Source organism: Sulfuricaulis sp., assembly GCF_024653915.1.
Lineage (GTDB): Bacteria > Pseudomonadota > Gammaproteobacteria > Acidiferrobacterales > Sulfurifustaceae > Sulfuricaulis.
Genome location: NZ_JANLGY010000016.1, coordinates 50355 through 71844 on the forward strand (window position 1 = coordinate 50355; position 21490 = coordinate 71844).

Sequence of the window (21490 nt, forward strand, 5' to 3'; positions counted from 1 at the left end):
ACTCTTGACGGCCGCCATGGACAACGCGCCCGACCTGCAAACCCTGGACCCCACCTGGACTCAGCGCCTGCCTTACCATTTTGCGCGCCGCCACGGCGTTATTAGCGCCTGCGTGCGTGACGGTCTGCTGGAAGTCTGGGCCAAACCGGGCGTGTCGAGTGCCACCCTGGCGGAGCTGGATCGCGCCCTCGGGCAACCCATTCAAGTACGCGAACTGAGCGCGGCGCTCTTCGATTCCGCCCTCAACCGCGCCTATGAGCGCGGCGTGTCGCAGGCCATGGATATTGTCGACGACCTCGATGAAGACCTGGATCTGGCGGAGCTGACGCAAAACCTCCCGCAGGCCACGGACCTGATGGAGAGCGAAGACGATGCGCCGATCGTGCGATTGATTAACGCCCTCCTGACCCAGGCGGTGCGCGAGAATGCTTCTGACATCCACATCGAACCGTTCGAGACCCGCACCGTGGTGCGCTACCGCATCGACGGCGTGCTGCGGGATATCATCGAGCCGCAACGTGCCCTGCACGGCGTGATCGTCTCGCGCGTCAAGATCATGGCCAGCCTCGATATCGCCGAAAAACGCCTACCGCAGGACGGCCGTATCACGCTGCGTCTTGCGGGCCGGCCGGTGGATGTGCGTGTTTCGACCGTGCCGACCGGCCATGGCGAACGCGTCGTCCTGCGCCTGCTGGACAAGCAGGCCGGTCGCCTCGACCTGACCGGACTGGGCATGTCGGACAGTACCCTGAAAATATTGGTAGCGCAGATTAACCAGCCGCACGGAATCATTCTCGTCACCGGCCCCACCGGCTCGGGCAAAACCACCACGCTTTACGCCGCACTGGGCAAGCTCGACAGTACTCAACACAATATTCTCACGGTCGAGGATCCTGTCGAATACGACCTTGACGGCATCGGGCAGATGCAAGTCAACGCCAAAATCGATCTCACGTTCGCGCGGGCGCTGCGCTCCATTCTGCGGCAGGACCCGGACATCATCATGATTGGCGAAATTCGCGATCTCGAAACGGCGCAGATCGCGGTACAGGCGAGCCTGACCGGCCACTTGGTGCTGGCCACGCTGCACACCAACGACGCCGTCGGCGCCGTGACACGTCTGGTGGACATGGGCGTGGAGCCGTTTCTGGTAGCGTCGAGCCTGCTCGGTGTGCTGGCGCAGCGACTGGTACGCAAGCTCTGCCCAGTCTGTCGTCGGGAGCATGTACCGGACACGGCGGAAATGAAAATGCTCGAAGACAGCCAGGGTAAAGGCACAAGGTCCATATACATGCCCGGAACTTGTGCCACCTGTTCCAACACGGGATACCAGGGAAGAACCGGAATATACGAGTTACTGAGCATTGACGAGAGTATGCGCACCCTCATCCATGACGGCGCGTCCGAGGGGAGATTGCGTGAGTATGCGCGTGCGCACGGCATGCGCACCATTCGCGACGACGGATTGCGCTGGGTCCATGCGGGCGCAACCAGTCTTGAAGAAGTGTTGCGCGTGACACGCGAATGATCAGAACCTGTCTCAAAATCATTTCCCCCTCCCCTCGCGGGAGGGGGCTGGGGGGAGGGGGAGAAATCAGACGGAATACGAAACTGAATTTTCCGGTGACATTTCTCACCCCCACCCTGACCCTCCCCCGTCAAGGGGGAGGGAACTTATCTTTAAGATCAGTAGCCCGGATGGAGCGCAGCGCAATCCGGGGGCTCGTCAAGATTTCCCCGGGTTCCGGCGCTACGCGCCTGCACCCGGGCTACATCGGAGGGCCGTAGCACATGGCGGCCTTTGAATATCAGGCGCTGGATGCCATGGGACACGCCGTCAAGGGCGTGATGGAAGGCGATGCCGAGCGCCAGGTGCGCGCAACCCTGCGCGAAAAGGGGCTCACTCCGCTGCAGGTCGAGATTATTGACCAGCGCGCCGAGTCCAAACGCAGCGGTTGGCAATTCTCCTTGCGTCGCGGCATTCCCGGTGCCGAGTTGGCGTTAATCACGCGCCAGTTTGCCACCCTTATTAACGCAGGCCTGACCATCGAAGAATGTCTCAACGCCCTCATTGAACAAACGGATACCGCGCGCTCCCGCGCCGTGCTGGCCGGGGTGCGCACGCGCCTGCTGGAGGGCCAGTCATTGGCGCGCAGTCTGGCGCAGTTTCCCGATTCCTTTCCGGACATATTCCGCAGCATGGCGGATGCCGGCGAACAGTCCGGCAAACTCAGCGAGGTTCTCGAACGCCTGGCGGATTACACCGAGAATCGGCAATCGCTTCAGCAAAAGGTTTTACTCGCCTTCATTTATCCGGCGTTGGTCACGCTGGTAGCGCTCGCGGTGGTAATTGGCCTCGTCGTTTATGTCGTACCGCAGGTCACGCGTGTTTTCGAAAACACCGGACAACAATTACCGCTCGCCACGGAAATACTCATTGCCACCAGTAATTTTCTGCGTGCCGGAGGCTGGTGGTGGTTGATTGGCTCTGTGGTTGCATTCTTTGCGTTCCGTGTTGCCCTGCGTGAACCACATTTACGCCTGCGTTGGCATCACCTGTTATTAAGGATGCCGCTGGTAGGGCGCCTGCTGCGCGGCACCAACGCGGCACGTCTTTCCAGCACCCTGGGTATCCTGACATCCAGCGGCATACCACTGCTTAATGCCATGCAGTCGGCGGTGCATACCGTGACCAACCTTCCCATGCGCGCCGCCGTGGAAGATGCGCTGCGCCAGGTGCGCGAAGGCGGGAGTCTCGCACGCTCACTCGGCAAAACCAAACTTTTCCCGCCCATGGTGATCCATTTGATCGCCAGCGGCGAGGCCACCGGTAAGCTCGACCAGATGCTGGATCGCGCCGCCGCCGCGCAGACGCGGGAACTGGAGAACTGGGTACGGGCGCTGACCGCCCTGCTCGAACCGATGTTAATCCTGGTGATGGGCGCGATCGTGTTATTTATCGTGCTTGCCATCCTGTTGCCTATTTTTGAAATGAATCAACTCATCAAATGAGGATGTTTATGAAACGCATGGTCCGGATCAACAGCGCCGCAAGAGGCTTCACACTCATCGAAGTCCTGGTTGTCGTGGTAATTCTCAGCATCCTCGCGGCGCTGATTGTTCCCCGCATCATGGACCGTCCGGATCAGGCGCGTATGGTCGCGGCCAAAAGCGACATTCAGGCCATCACCAATGCGCTCAAACTTTATCGTCTGGACAACGGGACTTATCCCACGACCGAACAGGGTTTACAGGCGTTGGCCAAGAAACCGGAAACCGGTGAGGTCCCGCGTAACTGGAAATCCAGTGGCTACCTCGACCGACTACCCAAGGACCCGTGGAAAAACGATTACCAGTACCTGAACCCCGGCCTGCACGGTGAAATCGACGTGTTCAGCTTCGGCGCCGATGGACAGCCCGGCGGTGATGGCATCAATGCCGACCTCGGGTCGTGGAATATCGATTCCTGAGTCTGGACCATGAATCCGCCGCGTTCGCAACAGGGCTTCACGCTGATCGAGGTTGCCGTGGTGATGCTGGTTATTGTCATTGTTCTCGGCATTGTCAGCGTTAACCTTGAACCTGACCGGGAAACCCCGGTACGCGACGAAGCCCGGCGCATGGCGCTACTGCTGCAAACCGCACAAGAAGAGGCCATTTTGCAGGGAAAGATCCTGGCGGTGTCCATCGAGCGCGAGGGTTATTATTTCCTGATGCTGAACGATAAAAACGAGTTCAAGCCAATGACAGATGATGAGGTGCTCCACGCCCGTCCACTGCCTGCCGGCATTGTTATCTCATCTATCGATATTGAAGGTCTGCCGGAAAACGAAAAACCGCGTTTGATCCTGCTGCCAACCGGCGAACTTCCTCCGTTCACCGTTATTTTCTCACACGGTGACATTCGATGGCAGGTGGAAGGAACACTCACGGGTGAAATTTCGTCACAAGCTGCTTCAACACCGGTAAAGACATAATGCACCGACTTCGCCGTGGATTTACTCTGGTCGAGGTGCTGGTGGCGCTGGCCGTGCTGGCAATAGCGCTCGCCGCTATCCTGCGAGCCATGGGTCAAGCGATAGATGCCACCAGCACGTTACGTGAGCGCAATATCGCGCTCTGGGTGGCACAAAATCGGCTGGTCGAGCATCAAATGCGACGTGACTGGCCAGCCGCTGACACGAAAGATGGCGACGCCGAGATCGGCGGCGTGAAATGGTATTGGCGGGAACAAGTCTCCACCACGCCTGAACCCAGAATCCGGCGCATTGAAATAACCGTCCGGCGCATCGCCGACAGCCAGAATACACAAGCCAGGCTGGTGGGTTACCTGCGCAACACCACTGACACAAAAGCGGCCGGCACATGAATCGCAACCGTGGCTTCACACTTCTTGAACTTTTGGTAGCGATCGGGATTTTCGCCCTGATCTCCGGAATAGCGTACGGAAGCCTCACACGATTGATGGCCGATCGCCAACGTCTGGAAGTCGAGCATAATTTCTGGCGCAGCCTGTCGCTCACCTTCGCGCGCCTCGAAGAAGATCTGTCGCAGGCGCGTGAGCGCTCGGTGCGCGATGTCATCGGCTTCGCCCAACCCGCGTTCCGCGGACAACCCACGGACACACGTTCCACAGGAACACCCAGCGTGGAGTTCACGCGCGGAGGCGTGCTGACATTCAGCGACGGGGCGCGCAGTGATTTGCAGCGCGTCGCCTACCGCCTCGTTGACGGAACACTGAAGCGGCTCACCTGGCCCGTGCTCGATATGGGTCCACAAACCGTCCCGCTTGAATCCCCGATCTTGAACAACGTCGAGGAATTTCGCGTGCGTTTCTATGCCCCCGCCGGAGCCTGGCTCGATCTGTGGCCAGTCGAAGGCATCAGTGAAATATTGCCTCGCGGCATTGAAGTTAAAATGACACTCAAGGGGCGCGGCGAGTTCACGCGTCTGTTTCTGGTCAATGGCTAGGCAAACATTCACTCCAGCCTCACGACAACACGGGCTGGCACTAATCACCGCCATGCTGGTGGTCGCCATTGCCGCCACGACGGCGGCATATCTGAGCTTCGATCAACAGATCTGGCTGCGCCAGGCGCAAAATCTGACTGATCGTGCCCAGGCAGAAGTAGTGCGCGCCGGCGCGCAGGAATGGGCCATCACGATACTGGCGAAGGACGCCAAGGACAGCAAGAACGACGATCTGACCGAGGATTGGGCCAAGCCGCTGCCGCCGCTCGCGGTCGAGGGTGGTCAGGTCACGGGCCGCATCTTCGATGCGCAGGGGAAATTCAACCTCAACAATCTGGTTCGCGGAGGAGCACCCAGTCCAGCTGACATCGGAGCCTTTAAGCATCTTCTTGAATCATTTTCGATTGATCCAAACCTTAGCGACGCCGTGATCGACTGGATCGATGCCGATAGCAATGCCAGCTCCGCCGGGGCCGAGGACATTGATTATCTTCAGATGAAAATCCCCTATCGCGCCGCCAATCAGCCGCTGCAAAGCGTGGAGGAACTGCGCCTGGTGCGCGGCTTTACCAAGGAGCTCGTCGATAAGCTCCGCCCCTGGATCAGTGCCCTGCCGCAACCCACGGAAACCAATCTCAACACAGCGCCCAAGGAGGTGCTGAGCGCTGTTTTCTACACGCTTCCAATATCGGCCATTGAATCATTCATGGCGCAGCGCCCATACAAGAATCAAGTGCAGATGGGACAGGAACTTGTCAAATTGGCGGCCGGCACCACCCTGCCGCAGGCATTCTATGGCATCAAAAGCAGTTATTTCGAAGTTGAAGTGACAACCCTGTTCGGCCGCTACCAGCGCACCACGCAGGCCTTGATCCAGCGTTCCGCGGGCGAGGCGGGTTTTCGCGCTCTGTGGCACAGCCAGCGCCTGTTCGCTGGATTTGCCAGTTCAGAGTCAGGCCTTGATGAAAACCCCGATACCGCCACGGGTGGGAATATATAATGATGTACAGAAATAGCTCGACCCGATAAAAATGGCCGCCCCACAAACTTCCCGCACTATGCGCAAATTTACTTCAGCGCCCTGGCTGCAATCCCTGCGGCAGGCCTTGTCGCGCAAAGGCGGTACTCTGGAATTACTGCTCCCGCGCGGCTGGCCGGAAAGCCAAGGCATGGTTCAATGGCGCCTGCGTGAAGGACCGGGAGTGGCGCCTCACGGTAAGGTGGCAGAGCTGAATCAAATCCCGGGTGTCAGTGTCATGACGCGCGTGCAGGTATGGACACCGCCTTCCGACAGCTTGCTGACGCGGGTGACCTTGCCCACCCGTTCACGCACCAAGATCCAGCAGGCGCTGCCCTTCGCGCTCGAAGAACAAATCATTGGCGAACCGGAAAAGCTGCATTTCGCCTATCGAATACAGGATGACAACAGTCTTGCCGTGGCGGTGACGTCGCGCGAGCGCATGCAGTCATGGCTTGCACAGCTAACTGCCGCCGGCCTGCGGCCCACCGGATTCTGCCCCGCCCTGCTCGCGCTGCCACTGGATGCCGGTTCCTGGTCGATGGCCTTCCATGAGAACAACATTTGGGTTCGCACGGGAACCAGTTCCGGATTTACCTGCGCGTCGAACGACAATACCCCGCCATCCATGCTGGAGATGGCGCTGCGCGAGGCGCATGTGAAGCAGAATGCGCCCGTGGGCCTGACGGTGATCCACCCGCCCGCCGGCTTCGACCCAGGCGCATGGGCGGCACTGCTTAAATTACCCGTGAATATCCAGAAGCAGGACTTCTGGACGGGTTATCATGAATCCAGTCCGGCGTTAAATCTTCTGCAAGGAAGTTTCGCGCCCTCGCATCAGATGCAGGAAATGCTGCCCGGCCTGAGGCCGGCGGCGATCATGCTGGCGATCTGGCTTGTCGGCAGCCTGGGTTTCAACCTGTGGGAATGGTGGAACCTGAAAAGCGCCCATGAAAACCAGCGGCAGGAAATGACCAAGGTGTTTCGCCAGGCTTTCCCGGACGCCCAAGTGATAGTCGACCCGGCACTGCAAATGCAGCGGCTTTTGGGCGAGTTGCAGGGTAAGAGCGGCAAGTCCAACCAAGCCGATGCCCTGCCCCTGCTGGGCAGCGTCGCACCTGTAATGCAGGCACATCCTCAGATAAAACTTCGCAGTATCCAATACGGGGAATCAAAACTAACGGTGGATATTACGCTGCCGGATTTCCAGACCATGGAAACAGTAAAGACCGCTTTCACGGCGCGCGGCATGCAGGTGGAAGTGATCGGCGCCAACAGCACGGCGGCCGGGATTGAGGGCCGTTTGCGCCTGAGCCAGACTGGCAAGGCGGGAACGTGATTAATGAAACTCTGACAAGCAACCAAAAAAGAACGTCCCTTCCCCCTTCACGGGGGAAGGAGAGGATGGGGGTGTGCTGCGTAAAAAAATATTTAACACCCCCACCCCAACCCTCCCCCGTCAAGGGGGAGGGAGACCAATCAGAGACTCCCGAATTCATGCTGACATGATCTTCAAAGACACATTACGAAATTTCACATTCGAACGGCTGCGCGCTCTGCCGCCACGCGATCGTTGGTTGCTCATCGGTGGTGCCGTCGGGTTATTGCTGGTTGTATATCTTTCCCTGTGGCTGCCGATGCAGCGCGAACTCTCGCGTCTGCGCGCGTCCGTGCCGCAGGGAAAAATCCAGCTGGCGCAGATGCGGGTGCAGGCCATGGAAATCAGCCAGTTGCGCGCCAGCGGACGCGTGCCTCAGGCCGGTGGCAATCTGCTGGTAAACCTGGAACAGTCCGCCACCGCCAATGGCATACGTAGCCGCATCATTCGCATGGAACCGGAAGGAAACGGCGGCGCGCGACTGTCGCTGGAAGGCGTGCATTTCAACGCGCTGATCGGCTGGCTCGCTAGCCTCCAGAATCAGGGCGGCGTGCGTATCGAAAAGGCCACGTTCGAGGCACAACCGGCGGCCGGCACGGTGAATGCGCGCCTGGTGCTGCGGAGCGCCGGTGGATGAGTAAAAATCGCTGGCTCCTGTACAGCATCTTCGGCCTGGTTTTTTATCTTATATTTCTTGTGATCGAGTTGCCGGCTTCCTGGTTCGCATGGGGATTGAACCGATACACCCAGGGCGCTGTGCGTCTGGACCCCATTGCCGGCAGTCTGTGGGGTGGGAATGGACGGTTGGTGATCTATTATCCAACAACTACGCCACACGACTTTGGGCAGGCTGAATGGGGCATTAACCCTCTATGGCTGTTGACCGGACGCGTTCAACTCTCTCTGCAAACCAGCAATCAGGACCGACAAATAAAAACAACCATCGGGATAGCCAGAAACAGTTTCACTCTTAAGGACACCGATATTGCTTTGCCTGCTTCATTTGTCGCCCAGCTCTATGCGCCCTTATCACTGATCAGCCCGCAGGGAAAAGTCAGGATAAGCGCGGAGGGTCTGACGCTTTCGCCGGACAGGGTGGAAGGCACCGCGACGCTGGAATGGCTGAACGCCGGCAGCAGCCTTTCCAACGTCCAACCACTCGGTGATTATCGTCTGGATATCACGGGTGCGGAAATGAACGCCAATCTCAAGCTCACCACTCTGCGCGGGGATCTTGAATTCACGGGTCAGGGACAGTGGCAACCCCAAACAGGACAGGTACAGATAACCGGTTCCGCCACACCACGCGCCCGCGCCGACGAGCTCGACTCTTTACTTAAAATGATCGGTACCGATCAAGGTGGCGGCAAACGCGCGCTGATGATGAACTCTTCCTATCCCCTGCTGAAACTATCGGGCAGCTAATCCAGGTTTCCAGCGCCGAACAGCATCTACGGGAAATACACCAGACTTGGCTGGATGCTGAGCAAACTTCCGTTCACATCATAGACAGATGCGCTCGTGATCTGGAAGTTTGGCGAAGCAGTCAAGCCCCGAGGATGTATTACGAACACTTGCAAGTAACGCGGCATGATGCCTTGCGGGGCAACGATATCCACATAAAGTCGCTGTCCATCCTGACGCCAGTAAACCATTCGCTGATATTTGCCGAAGGCAACGGGCGTCACACTCGTATCGCGCATCACCGCTTCCGGCGCGTAGACATTGATATCGCCCGGAGCAAGAACTGTCTCATTGAAATCCACGACCAGAGAGGCCGCCCCAATTTCAGTCGCGCCGGCGCCAAAGTTTATTTTGGCATAGGGCGCGGCCTCCAGCCTGCTGAAATCCACGATGGCGCCCGGACCCGACAGGTCCTGGCGCAAAAACTGATTGGAGCTGCCCGTGCCCGGCATAATTTCCAGGTTCACCGCAAAAGGGTCGGCCACCCCGGAGCTGTTGTCCGTGGCATTCAGCGATATGGTCAGAGATGCCATGCCGGCCGCGGCACCCGCCGGAATATCGGCCACCAGCACCGTCTGCAACGGTTCGTGTCCAAGCCACCAGGAGATGTTGGAATCAACATAGGGCGAATAATGCATGCCATTCGCGCGGCCATCGGTGCGTAAATTAAAAACAGAGCGCACAAGCCCCATGGATTTCAGGTCCCAAGTTTGGTTGCTGGCATCCGTCAAGGTGACGTCAATCGTTTCCTTGCGCGCGTTCTCCGAGCCGCCAACCATCACCGACACCGTGTCTCCCGCCCGCGCAATGGTGGGAAAGGTATTGACGCCAGTGCAGGCAGGCAGGCTGGCAAGCATGATCAACATCCCGGCAAGTGAAATTCCATATTTTCGTATACATGTCACATTCATAACGAATCTCCTCTTAATACCCCAATTGCCGCCGCAACAGCAACACATCGCGCACATCCAGCACACCATCATTATTCATGTCGCCCAGAATCAAGTCCTGCGCGGCCGGGACCTGTAACTGTCCCACAAAACGCATCAGCATCATCAGATCAGACACATTAACCTGGCCGTCCGGCACGCCGGACGGAGCCAGATCACCCTTGTTGGAAACCGCTGGGTTCGTGCCATAGGCAATCTCCGCCCCGTCAGACAAACCATCGCCATCGGTATCGGCCAACAGAGGATTCGTGCCGTATGTATTCACCTCGGCGTTATCCGTCAAACCATCGCCATCGGTGTCGGAATTATAAGGATCGGTCCCAAGCGCGACTTCCTGCACGTTAGTCAATCCATCACCATCAATATCATCATCACAGGCATCGCCCGATCCGTCACCATCGAGATCGGTCTGTGTCGGATTGGAAACCAGCGGGCAATTGTCGGTATCGTGGTTATAACCATCACCATCCGCATCCAGACTGATGCGGCCGTTGCCAGTGCGGTAATCGAAACCAGTGGTATTCACATCTTTCGCCGTGCTGGTCAGCAGCCAGCGAATCTGGGACAGCGACATGGACGGATTCTGCGCTCGAAGCAGCGTCACCGCCCCAGCTACATGCGGTGCAGCGGCGGATGTGCCATAGAATGCCGACGATAAAGACGTTTGCACACCATCCGGGCCGCTGATTTCCGGCTTGGCGCGGCCATCCGTGGTCGGCCCTTCCGAACTGTAGCTTTCGGGAACATCACTGAGGTTCGTCGCGCCCGTAGCCAGCACATTAGCGCAATCGGCCGGCTGCGCCAGGCTGGTGGCGGTGGTCTTGGACCCCAATGCCGGGCCGGTTGTGAACAGGGTCAGACGCCGATTGGCAGTCGAGCCGCTGGTCTTGCGCACCACGATGTAATGGGTGCCGGTAACGGCCGGCACGTAATCCCTGATTGCCTCATCGGGATAGGGGTACCAGTTTCTGCCAGTACCCGACTGCTTGTTCTCCGATGACTTGACCAGAACACCGCCGGCACCGGGTACACCATTATAGAGCTCCAGGTTGTAGTCAATGGTCGTAGTCGGATACGCCTCCCAGTTCAGATAAATCGAAACCTTGCTGCCCGCGGTCAGGCTGACGGTGTTGTAATTCTGCCCGGCCGCGAACTCATGCTGCAGATCACCGTTGGAGTCCGTGAAGGTGCCAAGATAATGCGTGTTGCGGTAATTGCCCGCGGCATTCACCCATTGCACCCCGGCCGCCTCGGCGCGCGCGGTAATGTCGCACAGGGCGCCGGTACCGTCGTAAAAGGCGACATTGAACCAGGCCACCGAATGCACGATGACATCCGTCCCCGCCGCGATCATGTCATCCACCGCCTGCGACAACTGGGGTTCGGAACCGATCTTCGCCAGGCGCAATGCAGCCCCCGGCGCCATTTCGTGCACGATCTCGGCAACGTTGGTGCCATGGTTACCGCCACCGGTGCCGCTGCCAGTGTAATCGGTGATGACGAGGTTCGACGGCAGATCGCCCGAGGCCTGGGAATTAGTGTAGTTGGAGAATGACAGGTCAATAACACCGGTGGTCGTGCCGGCGCCCGACTGGCCGAGGGCCTGCATGTCGGCCGCGCCGGTGAGCGCCACCCCCTGTCCCGTCACGGCGGCGGGCTCATGCGGATAAGGCAGGCGCACCAGCGCCGACTCCGGCAGGGCGCGGATGAGCGCAGACAATTTTCCGGCGGGAAGGGAAACTTCATGCAAACGGTTCCAGCGATGGCGCAAGGCGCCGCCGTGCCGCGCAATCAGCGCCGGAGAGGTTGCCTCGGGATCAGCCTCGACAATAACAGTCACCAGCGGCGCGGCAGCGGCGGGCTCATGTCCTGCGCGCTCCGCCCGCTGCTGGATTTCGTGGGAAGTGCGGGCGTCGGCGACGGCATCGAGCGCAAAGCCCGCGGCAAGAACGGCGGCGCAGAAAAACCGGCATGAAACCTTGAGCGCCATTCCCTCCTCCGTCAACACCCGTGATACAAACCCGGGTGAATATAATTATGTTTTGTTTAAAACCGGTTACACGGCATTTTCCGCCGGAAGGGACGCGGCATCAAGTTCGTTCTACATCTGCGCACGTAACACGTAGGGCGGGTTAGGCGTTTTTTGCCGTAACCCGCCGAATGGATTTTGTTGGGCCGTTCAGCTACATCCGGCGGAATACGCTGCGCTATTCTGCCCTACAGTAATTACTTCTTCCGACGCGCCAGGCCCACAAGACCCAGCAGCCCGGATCCAAACAGCCACACCGCCGCCGGTACCGGCACCGGCGTCATCTGGAAGCCGGTCCAGGTACCCGAGACCTGATTACCGCCGTCATCAAAGCCATCAAACCAGAAATCCAGCGAGTCAAATGTACCGAAGGATCCAAACTCAATGGCGAGATTCAGCCCATCAAAGGTACCGCCGTTCAGCGACAATTCGGGATATCCGATCAGGTGATTAACATCGTCGGCCGCCGTAAACGTGTAACTGCCGACAGTCAATGTCATGCTGTTCCCGCTTCCGGAACCAAAACTTACGACACCGGTCCCGCCGCTCAAAATACTGTCATCGAATGTACCGGTCGCGGAGATGGTGCTCCCCATGTTCAGGCCGAAGTCGTTGGGGGTGTCGGCCCAGCCATCCACGGTGCCCGTCAGCTCATAGTTGACCAGCGCCGCATGCGTTATGGCGGACGACCCAAGAAGGCCTAAAGCCAGCAAAACCGTACAGCCTGATTTTTTGATGATATTCATTGTTCAATCTCCTCCAAATTCCGTGCGGATATTTACCCGGTCACATTAGCGCAATGATTATTTTCCTATTGACGTGCATGCCGCCTTTACCTGGTCATAACAACTTTGTGCTTCCACGGCAGTGATTTCAAATCGCCTTGATATCCGCGGTGACACCATCGTATCGGTAAAGCGACAAAGCGGCGGCTGGCGGCCGGTATCAGCGGTCGCGAACTGCAAGTTGGTGGTATTGCGAATCTGCGCCGTGGTCGTGGTAGAAGCGCACGAAATGGAGTCCGGCGGCACCGCCGTTGCACGGTTAGTGATCGCGGCCAGTTCCGCGTCGCTCCAGCAGGGGCATGGCACCTTGAAACAGGGCATATCGGGATCGCCCGCCTGCATTTTTTTGCGGTAGTTGGCAAGAATCTTGTTATTGGGTGTTTCCTTGTCGCCAACGATATCCAGGTCCTGGGCCTCGCAGTAGGCGACACATAGTCCATAAAGGCCCGGCGTTGCATTGGTCTTCAATCCATCGCACACGCCCTCATTGGCAGGCGTGATTCCATCCGGCGTTTCAGCCAGCACCGGGGCCGCGCCAACAAGTCCGGCGACAAGCAACAGACATGCCAGTTTCGAACTGAACGACTTGCCATGAACGTGCACCAAATTAGGGACTGTCATCTTCATGTTTCATTTCTCCGCACTGTTTGACAATTGTTGATTTTATATTTATTCGCTCCCGTTGTTTCTTCCGGCTCAGTCGCCAAACCCGTCGAACCGGAACAAAAAACGGCAGAGGGTATATTCATACCCCCTGTCATTTAAAAGTTTTCCCCAAGTAATTTTAATTAATTTCTCCTCCGAACTCCGAATCCATTTTTGGTTTTACTCCGGATTTTTGTGTTCCATCCGGGTTCTCCTGCAACTTTCCTCCAAACTCCAAATTCTTTTCAGAGGTCACGTAGGGCGGAATAGCGCAGCGTATTCCGCCGGATGTAGTTGGCCCTATACAAACTCCACATCCGGCGGGTTACGGCAAAAAACGCCTAACCCGCCTACCTGTTTACTTTTTCTTCCTCCGCGCCAAACCCGCCAAGCCCAACAGCCCCGAGCCAAACAGCCACACCGCCGCCGGCACCGGAACCACCGTGTAATCAGACCAACCCTCGGGGTTGATATAGGTAACTACCCGGCCGGCGTCGGCGCGCAGCAGAAAGGCAAAGCCGGCAAAGTCATTGGCATGCCAGGTGGCTCCGTCGGTTTCACGAACGTCACCGGCCTGGGTGCCCGGCACATAAGTCTGATCGTCCGCCACCGTAACGTCTTGCGTTCCAGGATTGAATACCCATGCCCCCAGAGGCACAACCCCCGCCCCCAGGAATGAAACCTTGTTCTGGAAAGCGGAATCGAGCGAACCGCCCACGCCCGCCACAACCGTGGTGGGATTGGTGTTGTTGCCAACCGCATGCCCTTCGAAGTTCATGTTATAGCCGCTGCCAACATTGGTGACATTCACGTAGTAATCGCCATAACTGCGCATGACAAAACCGGGCACGATCTGCGTGGCCGGGGAGCTCGTCTCAGGAGTGCTATCGGTAAAATAGGCGTCAAAAGCAAAATCGAAGGTCACCTGGCCCGCCATTACCTCCAGCGAGTTCGGGTCGGAGGTCAGGACAGAACCGCACCAACCCTTGGCGTCGGAAATCGCGTAGGGCTGGAAATTGAGATCGGTATCTACATTCTGCACCGTGATTCCATTGTTGTAGAGAAAATCGTCGTAAAACCCGAAGCTCATATTGGCTTTGGGAACGTAGTAGTTCCCCGCCGTGTCAATCTGCATGTTGTTGAACGTGCTGGTGGGCGTCGTGTAGGCCATCTTGTAAAAATTGACGTTCCCGTCCATGTTGGCGTTCGTATAGGTCGTGAACCCGATGTACGGCTTCACGTTTCTGGTCGGGTCGGGCGTGAGCCAGTCCGGCGCAACCGTGGTCACCGTCTGTACCTGGCCGACGCTCGATGAATTAAAACCGGACCCCACCTGAAAATCATTGACCCCGACACCCGTCGGGCCGGTATAACCCCAGTCATTGAATGTGATGGTTCCGGTCGCGCCGGTGGTGGTCGTATCAACGGTATGCAACCAGGTATTTGATCCCGTGTAGCTATAGGTTTCCGCCAGAGCCGTCTGCATGAAACCACTGAGCGCCACCCCGACCGCCACAACCAGTAATTTTTTATCCACAGGCTCCTCCTTCGCTATTTTAATGATGAACCCCGTTAACGGGCTGCGTGTTTGCCTAAAAGACCTGGCAAGCTAAAACAATACATAACGATTGCATAAAATCCGGAATACATCTGAATAACGGGCCCAGATGAATTTCGGATTTGTTTCAACGCCCGGTTGAAGCAAAAAACAAAGGGGAATGTTAATTCCCCTTTGGAACATTTTTCTTGTTCTGCTCTGGCTTGAAAACACCATTGTCTGATGATTTATTTGTCGTGGTTCGGCGGGGCGGCTGGCGCCGCCCCGCTTCCCCAAACTAAACTAACTGCTTAGGCCTTCTTCTTGCGGCGGGCGATGCCCACCAGGCCGAGCAGACCGGAGCCGAACAGCCAGACAGCGGCCGGAACCGGAACTGCGGCGGTGTACACGCCTGTTCCCTGCTGATGCCACTGGGCGGTCCAACCCGCGAAGCCGGCACTACCCGGATCTTCGGAAACGTCAATCACCTCGTTCGCGAACATCTCGAAGTCGAACGTGGTGATGGTACCCACGGTCACGGCGTTGGTGATGTTGGCGTAGAAGGTGATGCCGCCGCTCGCCTGACCCAGCGGGAACCAGGTGCCGGCCCACTGCGCTTCCAGTACCGGAGCGAAGATGAACGAAGTCATGGAACCATTCGTCGGGACGCCGCCAACATAGGTGGCGTTGCCGTAGGCCGTATCTGCCAGAGATCCGACGACCGGGGCCAGGAAGTTAAAGTCCGACCCGAAGAAAACGGCTGGCTGTTGCCACGAGTCATTACTATTAGCACCTGGAGCAGCCGAGCCGGCGAAACCGGTGGCGCCAGGGTTGTCCATGGCCAGGTTGTTGTCCAGGGGGAACGTGAGGGTGTTGGTATTCACACCCGTCATATCTCCACCATCGTTAAAAGTGTAAGACTCGCCACCGACGAGTGTGTCCTTCTGCAACGGGAAACCGCCGCCGAGCGCAACATTAGTCGTATTACACATGCGGAATTCATTTCCGGCGGTCCAGGCAATAGCGCTGCAGTTGCCAGTCATCGCGGTCGCTGCAGTGCCGTCGACGAACGTCAGCGTGAGTGCCGCGTTGGCTGCCGGTACTGCCGCGCCAAAAGCCAGACCCAGCGTTGCCGCCAAGGCTGTTTTTTTCATTGAAATCTTCATCTGTACTCCTCCAGTTAATTAAAGAGAGACTTCGTTTGAGACCCAGTTAGCAACAAATCTGCAACGGCATAAATTGTTACTGTGCTTCCATAAAGCAATCGCTGTGCCATATAATTTTTCGTATTTATTATCATGATGTTATGCTGTTTTTTTACGATAATTTCTGGAATTTTAAAGATAGAATGTAAAATGTACCGACATTTATGTATGCGCCGCAGCACGCTAACTGGCCCTGACTTAAAAACAGAGCCGGCTCCTGCATATATCTATTGATTCATATAGATTTTTTCTCGATTGGATTTACTATTCTCCCCGGCATTCAAGATTAAAATTAACGTAACTATCTGATTTATGAAACTTAATAATGTAAATATATTCGACAGAAAGCAGGCAAAGTATGAATGACGGCTCATTGAATGATAATCTCATTAAAACAATAAGTTAAGGCGTTAGTCTAACCGTGAGCCGCCTGAAGGCAACGAATTTTTTCTCCTTCCCCTTAACAGATTGCTGAAAAACGCATCGTCACCCCAGCGGGGACCAGCCCGGCATGGTCTAAGCCGGGACCGGGGGTCCAGGATATTAGAACCAACAAAATCAGTAATATGCTGGATTCCGGCTTGCGCTGGAATGACGGATTCGAGGAATTTTTTGTCTTTTTCAGCAACCTGTTAAGGAAAAAAATCTGATTACGCCGTTATTCCTGTTAAAAAAGGTCTGATTAATTTGGTTGTCGTCATACCGGCGCAAGCCGGTAGCCAGTTAATATATGCATATGATTTTCCTGTTGCTGCCTGGGGTGCAACAAAACCCGTTGCACCCGCTCGGCGGCGTCAATGTCCACTGGACATTGACGATAACTCCGCCTCGCCCGGCTCACGGGCCGGCAGCCCATGGCCGGATTGACGAATTAATCAGAGATTCCTTCACTGAGTACAGGCCCGCCGGTTGTCCCTCAATCGCCGGCCGAGAATGTGATAAAACAGCGCCCCACCCCATGGCCTAAAAATCCCGGGCTGTCAGAACTTCGCATGGCCGGAAAACCGAAAAAAATGAAAGTTCAGGCGCTGAAAGAACGCGCTATCCAACATCTGCGCATGAACCAATTCGCGCAGGCCCGTGAGTTGTACCAGCAGGCGGCCCGACTGGATCCGCGCGATGCCGCGGTATGGATGCAGCTTGGCGCCGTCACCGGCCAGATGGGAAACCATGCCGAATCGGAGCAGTACTGCCGCAAGGCCCTGGCTTGCGACCCCCGCAACGCCGGTATCTACCACAATCTGGGGATGTCGCTGGCCCGGCAGGGCAAATCGCAGGAAGCGGCGGACAGCTATGCCGCGGCCCTGCGGCTCGAACCCGACCGCGTGGCAACAAAATACAGCATGGGCCTCGTGCTCAAGGATACCGGCAAATTCAAGGAAGCCCGGACCCTGCTTGCAGATGTCGTTACAGCCAAACCCGATCATGCCTGGGCCTGGTTCGCGCTTGGCACAATCCATGCCGAGCTCGGCGACAACAGCGAGGCGCTGAGCAGCCTCGACCGCGCCGCCACCCTGGATCCGTCGCTGCAAACAAGGGTTAACTATTTTAAAAATGCCATCACCAACAACCGCGCGGCGGACGAGCTGGCGTTATCGCACGTCAAGGAGCTGTTCGATGCGCATGCGTCGAGCTTCGAGCAACACCTCGTCGAGGGTCTGGGTTACAGGATTCCCGAGACACTGGACCGGCATATCCGGCAAATCATCGGCGATGCGCCCGCAACGCTGGATATTCTCGATATCGGCTGCGGCACCGGCATCTGCGGCAGCCTGCTGAAAACGCTGGCGCGCGATCTCACGGGCATGGACATTGCCCCGCGAATGATTGAACAGGCCCGGAACCGTCAGGTCTATGACCATCTGCTGGTGGGTGACTTCGCTCCCCTGCTCGCGGCCGATACCCGAAGCTACGACATCATCATCGCCGCGGATGTTTTTATTTATGTTGGAGATGTAAAACACGTATTCGAGCTGGCGCAACAACGTCTGCGGCCCGCGGGCTTGCTGGCGTTTTCGGTCGAGACCTCCAGCGACAGACCGGTGGTGCTCCGGGCAACCGGGCGCTACGCCCACTCCACCCGCTATATCGAGGAACTCGCCGCGAGCACAGGCTTCGAGATCCTCGTGGCGGAACCGGCGGTCATACGCACCGAACTGAAAAAGCCGATCGAAGGCGCGGTATATGTGCTCCGCCGGCTTGAATGATCCGGCTGTACGCTGGCGGCATGTTATTTACCGCGTGGTCGCTCTGCCAAACATTAACAGGCTGCTGAAAAACTTCCTCTCCCTGCGGGAGAGGGCCGGGGTGAGGGCGATCTTATTTTGTAAGCGTTTGTTTTTAATATCCCCCTCATCCTGTCCTTCTCCCGGAGGGAGAAGGGAAAGACTTTTTCAGCAGCCTGTTAAACCTATCTCAAGATCATCCCCCCTCGCCTCGCGGGAGGGGGTTAGGGGGAGGGGGTACGGCAAATGTGGCAATCATTTCCGTAAAGCTCAATAGGGTCAGGGCGAGGGGCGCAAGGCCGCATCGTGGTTCGGCTTTTCACTCTCATCTTGTAGCCCGGTCTTTGCCAAATCCCCCAGCGCCGCCAGCAGCGGCCCCAGATGCCGCTCATAGCGCCGCCAGCGCCCGGCCGAGGTCTTGTACATCGGCCGGCGCACCTGATCGTAACTGGCGGTGTTGACGGCGCGCCCGGACTCGTAAAAGCGCAGGCAGCGGTCGTCCCAGGGCGGCCCGCAAAATTCCACCAGCTTGCGGCTCCAGGCTTCCTGATCGTCCACCATTTCCTCATAGCGGATTTCCAGCATCGGAAGCCGGATAGTTTTTTTCCAATGCTGCATCAGACGATGGTATTCGCGGTAATACAATCCCAGATGCGTCAGGTCGGCGCTGTACGCATAGCGCGCGCCGAAATCCTGAAAATAGCAGGACAAACAAGTGTCGCAGGGATCGCGCCTGCAATGAATAATGCGGGCCTGCGGGAACAGCAGTTCGATCAGTCCGAGCAACAGGAAATTCGACGGCAGCTTGTCGGTGACGCGCGCGGCATCCGCCGACATCGTCGTCAGCCGGCCGAGGTAACTTTGGGCCAGCTTGTCGAGCGCAGGCTGATTGATCAGTTTCATGCAATGCGGGTGCAGTTCCTTCGTGCCCAGCATACCGGGCAATTCTCCCGCAAGATCGAACAGGTACATCAGCTCGCCTGCACCATGCACTTGCGGATGACTGGCCAGAATCTGCTCCACCAGCGTGGTTCCGGAACGCGGCATGCCGACGATGAATACCGGACGGTCGGAAACGATCGAGGCGCGCGGGGCGCCGGCCATGAATTCGGCGGTATAGGTCGAAATCAGCGCATCAACCAGGCGGACTTGACTCGCGGGGTCGTAGGATTGCTTCACGGCCTCGTTCGCCTTCTTGTAATGCTCAAACGCCTCATCATACTTTTTGCCGGTTTCGTACAATTTGCCGGCAACGAAATGCATTTGCTGGCGATCCGCCGATGAAATTTGCGTATCCCGCAGCAACTCCTCGATATACTGTATCGCCTCGTCCCGGCGATCCACGTGCTTGCTGATATTCCCGAATACAACCGCCGCGGTCGGTTCGCGCACCCGGGCCTCAACCAGCGGGCGCAGCACCTCATGCGCCTTTTCCGGTTCACCAAGTTTCTCATAAACATTCGCCAGAACACCCAGCAAACGCGGCTCACCGGGATTATCCCGCAGCGAGGATTCGAGGCATTGCCGGGCTTCGTCGAATCGGGTTAGCGTGGCAAGTGTATTGCCGAGATGAGCAATTGCCTCAATAAGCCGGGGATTGCGCTTCAGCGCCTGGCGGAAACAATCGAGCGCCTCCTCGAGGTTGCCCATGTATTGATGCAGGTGCCCGGTTTTGTTCAGAATCTCGGGGTCATCCGGCGATAACCTTTGAGCAAGCTGGTAGGCGGCCAGCGCCTCGCGATAATTCCCCTGCTCCAGCAGGATGTTGCCCAGCATGGTCCAACCCTGAATCTCCTGTGGCTGAAGCTGCGTGGCGCGTCGCAATGCAATCACGGCCTGCTCGCCACGGCCAAGCTGCCGATACAGGTTTCCCAGGGTGCGGTGAATTTCAGCATTGCCGGGGTTGAGGCGCGCGGCCTCCTCGAAGCAGGGCAACGCCTCCTCGAAGCGCTGCAGTTGCAACAGGGCCGCGCCGAGATTGGCATGGGCCTCGAAATAATCGGGCTGCAGCCGGCTTGCCTGGCGGAAATTCTCGGCCGCTGACGCGAAATCGCTCATCTCACGATAGGCATGGCCCAGATTGAAACAGGCCCGCGCGAAGTCCGGGCGCAATCTCAGCGCCTGCCGGTGACTCTCGACCGCCTCGCCAAATTTTCCCTTGGCTTGCATCACCATCCCGAGGTTGTCATGGGCCTCGGCGCTCGGCCGCAGGGAGATGGCCTGGCGCAATGCCTGCTCCGCTTCATCGAAGAGGCCCATTTGCCCACAGATGGCGCCCAGCATGAACCACGCCTCGGCGTCGGACCGGTCCTTGGTGCAGACCTCGGCATAAAGCGCCCTCGCCTCGCCGAGCCGGTTACTGCGCGCGAGATCCAGGGCTCTTTTTTTCTTCGACTGCGTCAATACGTTGTGCGCGGGCATGGAAAATCGGGGCAGAAAGTATTATTCCAGTATCTATATTTTGAGCGCCCTGTCTAACAATGAAAAGCGAGCAAGACACGGGCAGGCCTTTAACTTAGGAGATACTCTACCAGCCGGGAATATTACTGACCCGGTTTTTTCCGACATTTTTATCAATGGCCAACTTGATAAATAACAGGTCGATAGCGCGGTGGGGGTATTGGTTTGCCGGTCTGTTTTGCCGTCTCGATCCATGCCGCTTTCGCGCGTTCGACTTCCCGCAAAGCTTCCTCGGGCGTGGCCCCAAAGGCGGAGCAGGCATCGAGGTCTGGAATATCGGCAATGAAACCGCCGTCTTCTTCGCTGTAAAAAATGTTGATGTGATAGTCCTTCATGGCTATTAGTCTAGCCTCAAACTGTAGCGTTCGACCAGTCGCAGAAATTGTCGTATTTGATACGGCTTTGCTTCTCCTCGAACATCTTGCAAATTGACGATTTCCGGCACTTTGGGATGGATAAACACGTGATGACTGCCGCTAGTGCGCTGCAGCCGAAAGCCGAAACCCTCCACCAGTTTGACCATGTCGCGAAATGGCACATTCTGTGAGGCGCCCTGTGCCAATCGCTGGAGCAAACGTTCACGATTCATTCAGGGGAGGCGCGGCCATGCTCTTCCGTGAGCCAGGCCGCCCATTCAACGGCCCGCTGGATATCCTCGCGGCTGAGGTCGGGATAGCCCTCCAGAATCTCGTCGAATGCCGCGCCATGGGCAATCTGGTTCACGATAACCGATACAGGGACCCGCATTCCACGAATACAGGCGCGCCCATCATGGTGATGCGGTCAAGCACGACGGACTCCGACTATTGACTGGATTAATCCG

At 57.4% G+C, this 21490-nt stretch carries 20 protein-coding genes and 1 pseudogene; 11 read left to right on the plus strand and 10 right to left on the minus strand.

Translation table 11 applies throughout. The features are described from left to right. The first annotated feature begins 16 nt into the window (after window positions 1-16). The 10 genes from gspE to gspN all read left to right on the plus strand — a co-directional run bounded on the left by gspE (window position 17) and on the right by gspN (window position 8792). Window positions 17-1528 (plus strand): type II secretion system ATPase GspE, encoded by a 1512-nt coding sequence (gene gspE / locus NUV55_RS08755; protein WP_367280389.1) that lies wholly within the window; start codon window positions 17-19, stop codon window positions 1526-1528. A 263-nt stretch (window positions 1529-1791) separates the two neighbouring features. After that, window positions 1792-3012 carry a type II secretion system inner membrane protein GspF gene (gspF, locus tag NUV55_RS08760; RefSeq protein ID WP_296672135.1) on the plus strand — a complete coding sequence of 407 codons (1221 nt, stop codon included), beginning with the start codon at window positions 1792-1794 and terminating at the stop codon, window positions 3010-3012. Window positions 3013-3020: 8 nt separating this feature from the next. Then, window positions 3021-3470 (plus strand): type II secretion system major pseudopilin GspG, encoded by a 450-nt coding sequence (gspG, locus tag NUV55_RS08765; RefSeq protein WP_296672137.1) that lies wholly within the window; start codon window positions 3021-3023, stop codon window positions 3468-3470. Between the two features lie 9 nt (window positions 3471-3479). Next, window positions 3480-3977 (plus strand): GspH/FimT family pseudopilin, encoded by a 498-nt coding sequence (locus NUV55_RS08770; RefSeq protein WP_296672139.1) that lies wholly within the window; start codon window positions 3480-3482, stop codon window positions 3975-3977. Beyond that, window positions 3977-4369, plus strand: a complete 393-nt coding sequence (gene gspI, locus NUV55_RS08775) for a type II secretion system minor pseudopilin GspI (protein WP_296672141.1) — start codon at window positions 3977-3979, stop codon at window positions 4367-4369. Before NUV55_RS08770 ends, gspI begins: the two co-directional genes overlap by 1 nt. Beyond that, complete coding sequence (gene gspJ / locus NUV55_RS08780; protein ID WP_296672142.1) at window positions 4366-4971, plus strand: type II secretion system minor pseudopilin GspJ; 606 nt, start codon at window positions 4366-4368, stop codon at window positions 4969-4971. Before gspI ends, gspJ begins: the two co-directional genes overlap by 4 nt. Then, on the plus strand, window positions 4964-5971 hold the full coding sequence (gene gspK / locus NUV55_RS08785; protein ID WP_296672143.1) for a type II secretion system minor pseudopilin GspK: 1008 nt from the start codon (window positions 4964-4966) through the stop codon (window positions 5969-5971). Before gspJ ends, gspK begins: the two co-directional genes overlap by 8 nt. A 58-nt stretch (window positions 5972-6029) precedes the next feature. Then, window positions 6030-7328, plus strand: coding sequence for a type II secretion system protein GspL (gene gspL, locus NUV55_RS08790; RefSeq protein ID WP_296672145.1), 1299 nt, complete (start codon window positions 6030-6032; stop codon window positions 7326-7328). 166 nt (window positions 7329-7494) lie between these two features. Further along, the gene (gene gspM / locus NUV55_RS08795) at window positions 7495-8004 is read left to right on the plus strand and encodes a type II secretion system protein M (protein ID WP_296672147.1); all 510 of its coding nucleotides are present in this window, start codon (window positions 7495-7497) and stop codon (window positions 8002-8004) included. Further along, window positions 8001-8792: a type II secretion system protein N gene (gene gspN, locus NUV55_RS08800; protein ID WP_296672149.1), complete on the plus strand. Its 792-nt coding sequence runs from the start codon at window positions 8001-8003 to the stop codon at window positions 8790-8792. Before gspM ends, gspN begins: the two co-directional genes overlap by 4 nt. Before the next feature lie 26 nt (window positions 8793-8818). On the opposite strand, the gene NUV55_RS08805 is transcribed toward gspN, so the two are convergent. The 6 genes from NUV55_RS08805 to NUV55_RS08830 all read right to left on the minus strand — a co-directional run bounded on the left by NUV55_RS08805 (window position 8819) and on the right by NUV55_RS08830 (window position 15931). Further along, window positions 8819-9742: a hypothetical protein gene (locus NUV55_RS08805; RefSeq protein WP_296672151.1), complete on the minus strand. Its 924-nt coding sequence runs from the start codon at window positions 9740-9742 to the stop codon at window positions 8819-8821. Between the two features lie 13 nt (window positions 9743-9755). Next, complete coding sequence (locus NUV55_RS08810; protein ID WP_296672153.1) at window positions 9756-11771, minus strand: S8 family serine peptidase; 2016 nt, start codon at window positions 11769-11771, stop codon at window positions 9756-9758. Between the two features lie 236 nt (window positions 11772-12007). After that, window positions 12008-12556, minus strand: a complete 549-nt coding sequence (locus NUV55_RS08815; protein ID WP_296672155.1) for a VPLPA-CTERM sorting domain-containing protein — start codon at window positions 12554-12556, stop codon at window positions 12008-12010. 57 nt (window positions 12557-12613) lie between these two features. Continuing rightward, window positions 12614-13222 carry a hypothetical protein gene (locus NUV55_RS08820; protein WP_296672157.1) on the minus strand — a complete coding sequence of 203 codons (609 nt, stop codon included), beginning with the start codon at window positions 13220-13222 and terminating at the stop codon, window positions 12614-12616. Window positions 13223-13598: 376 nt separating this feature from the next. Continuing rightward, entirely contained in the window at window positions 13599-14777 is a 1179-nt protein-coding gene (locus tag NUV55_RS08825) for a VPLPA-CTERM sorting domain-containing protein (RefSeq protein ID WP_296672159.1), read from the minus strand. 311 nt (window positions 14778-15088) lie between these two features. Further along, window positions 15089-15931, minus strand: a complete 843-nt coding sequence (locus NUV55_RS08830) for a VPLPA-CTERM sorting domain-containing protein (protein ID WP_296672161.1) — start codon at window positions 15929-15931, stop codon at window positions 15089-15091. Between the two features lie 1064 nt (window positions 15932-16995). Here NUV55_RS08830 and NUV55_RS08835 point away from each other — a divergent pair. Beyond that, window positions 16996-18189, plus strand: coding sequence for a tetratricopeptide repeat protein (locus NUV55_RS08835; RefSeq protein ID WP_296672163.1), 1194 nt, complete (start codon window positions 16996-16998; stop codon window positions 18187-18189). A 297-nt stretch (window positions 18190-18486) separates the two neighbouring features. Here the strand turns inward: NUV55_RS08835 and NUV55_RS08840 are convergent, their stop codons facing one another. From NUV55_RS08840 to NUV55_RS08855, 4 genes and pseudogenes are all read right to left on the minus strand, one after another. Then, window positions 18487-20628, minus strand: coding sequence for a tetratricopeptide repeat-containing sulfotransferase family protein (locus tag NUV55_RS08840; RefSeq protein ID WP_296672165.1), 2142 nt, complete (start codon window positions 20626-20628; stop codon window positions 18487-18489). Between the two features lie 152 nt (window positions 20629-20780). Beyond that, window positions 20781-21002 carry a type II toxin-antitoxin system HicB family antitoxin gene (locus NUV55_RS08845; RefSeq protein WP_296672166.1) on the minus strand — a complete coding sequence of 74 codons (222 nt, stop codon included), beginning with the start codon at window positions 21000-21002 and terminating at the stop codon, window positions 20781-20783. 5 nt (window positions 21003-21007) lie between these two features. Further along, window positions 21008-21256 (minus strand): type II toxin-antitoxin system HicA family toxin, encoded by a 249-nt coding sequence (locus NUV55_RS08850; protein ID WP_296672168.1) that lies wholly within the window; start codon window positions 21254-21256, stop codon window positions 21008-21010. After that, window positions 21253-21438, minus strand: a pseudogene (locus NUV55_RS08855) (DUF433 domain-containing protein); the annotation flags it as partial. The pseudogene NUV55_RS08855 and the gene NUV55_RS08850, both read right to left, overlap by 4 nt. Window positions 21439-21490 lie beyond the last annotated feature (52 nt).

Coding starts and splice junctions, on each gene's coding strand:
- gspE (WP_367280389.1), top strand. CDS start 17: ATGGACAACGCGCCCGACCTGCAAACCCTGGACCCCACCTGGACTCAG.
- gspF (WP_296672135.1), top strand. CDS start 1,792: ATGGCGGCCTTTGAATATCAGGCGCTGGATGCCATGGGACACGCCGTC.
- gspG (WP_296672137.1), top strand. CDS start 3,021: ATGAAACGCATGGTCCGGATCAACAGCGCCGCAAGAGGCTTCACACTC.
- NUV55_RS08770 (WP_296672139.1), top strand. CDS start 3,480: ATGAATCCGCCGCGTTCGCAACAGGGCTTCACGCTGATCGAGGTTGCC.
- gspI (WP_296672141.1), top strand. CDS start 3,977: ATGCACCGACTTCGCCGTGGATTTACTCTGGTCGAGGTGCTGGTGGCG.
- gspJ (WP_296672142.1), top strand. CDS start 4,366: ATGAATCGCAACCGTGGCTTCACACTTCTTGAACTTTTGGTAGCGATC.
- gspK (WP_296672143.1), top strand. CDS start 4,964: ATGGCTAGGCAAACATTCACTCCAGCCTCACGACAACACGGGCTGGCA.
- gspL (WP_296672145.1), top strand. CDS start 6,030: ATGCGCAAATTTACTTCAGCGCCCTGGCTGCAATCCCTGCGGCAGGCC.
- gspM (WP_296672147.1), top strand. CDS start 7,495: ATGATCTTCAAAGACACATTACGAAATTTCACATTCGAACGGCTGCGC.
- gspN (WP_296672149.1), top strand. CDS start 8,001: ATGAGTAAAAATCGCTGGCTCCTGTACAGCATCTTCGGCCTGGTTTTT.
- NUV55_RS08805 (WP_296672151.1), bottom strand. CDS start 9,742: ATGAATGTGACATGTATACGAAAATATGGAATTTCACTTGCCGGGATG.
- NUV55_RS08810 (WP_296672153.1), bottom strand. CDS start 11,771: ATGGCGCTCAAGGTTTCATGCCGGTTTTTCTGCGCCGCCGTTCTTGCC.
- NUV55_RS08815 (WP_296672155.1), bottom strand. CDS start 12,556: ATGAATATCATCAAAAAATCAGGCTGTACGGTTTTGCTGGCTTTAGGC.
- NUV55_RS08820 (WP_296672157.1), bottom strand. CDS start 13,222: ATGAAGATGACAGTCCCTAATTTGGTGCACGTTCATGGCAAGTCGTTC.
- NUV55_RS08830 (WP_296672161.1), bottom strand. CDS start 15,931: ATGAAAAAAACAGCCTTGGCGGCAACGCTGGGTCTGGCTTTTGGCGCG.
- NUV55_RS08835 (WP_296672163.1), top strand. CDS start 16,996: ATGAAAGTTCAGGCGCTGAAAGAACGCGCTATCCAACATCTGCGCATG.
- NUV55_RS08840 (WP_296672165.1), bottom strand. CDS start 20,628: ATGCCCGCGCACAACGTATTGACGCAGTCGAAGAAAAAAAGAGCCCTG.
- NUV55_RS08845 (WP_296672166.1), bottom strand. CDS start 21,002: ATGAAGGACTATCACATCAACATTTTTTACAGCGAAGAAGACGGCGGT.
- NUV55_RS08850 (WP_296672168.1), bottom strand. CDS start 21,256: ATGAATCGTGAACGTTTGCTCCAGCGATTGGCACAGGGCGCCTCACAG.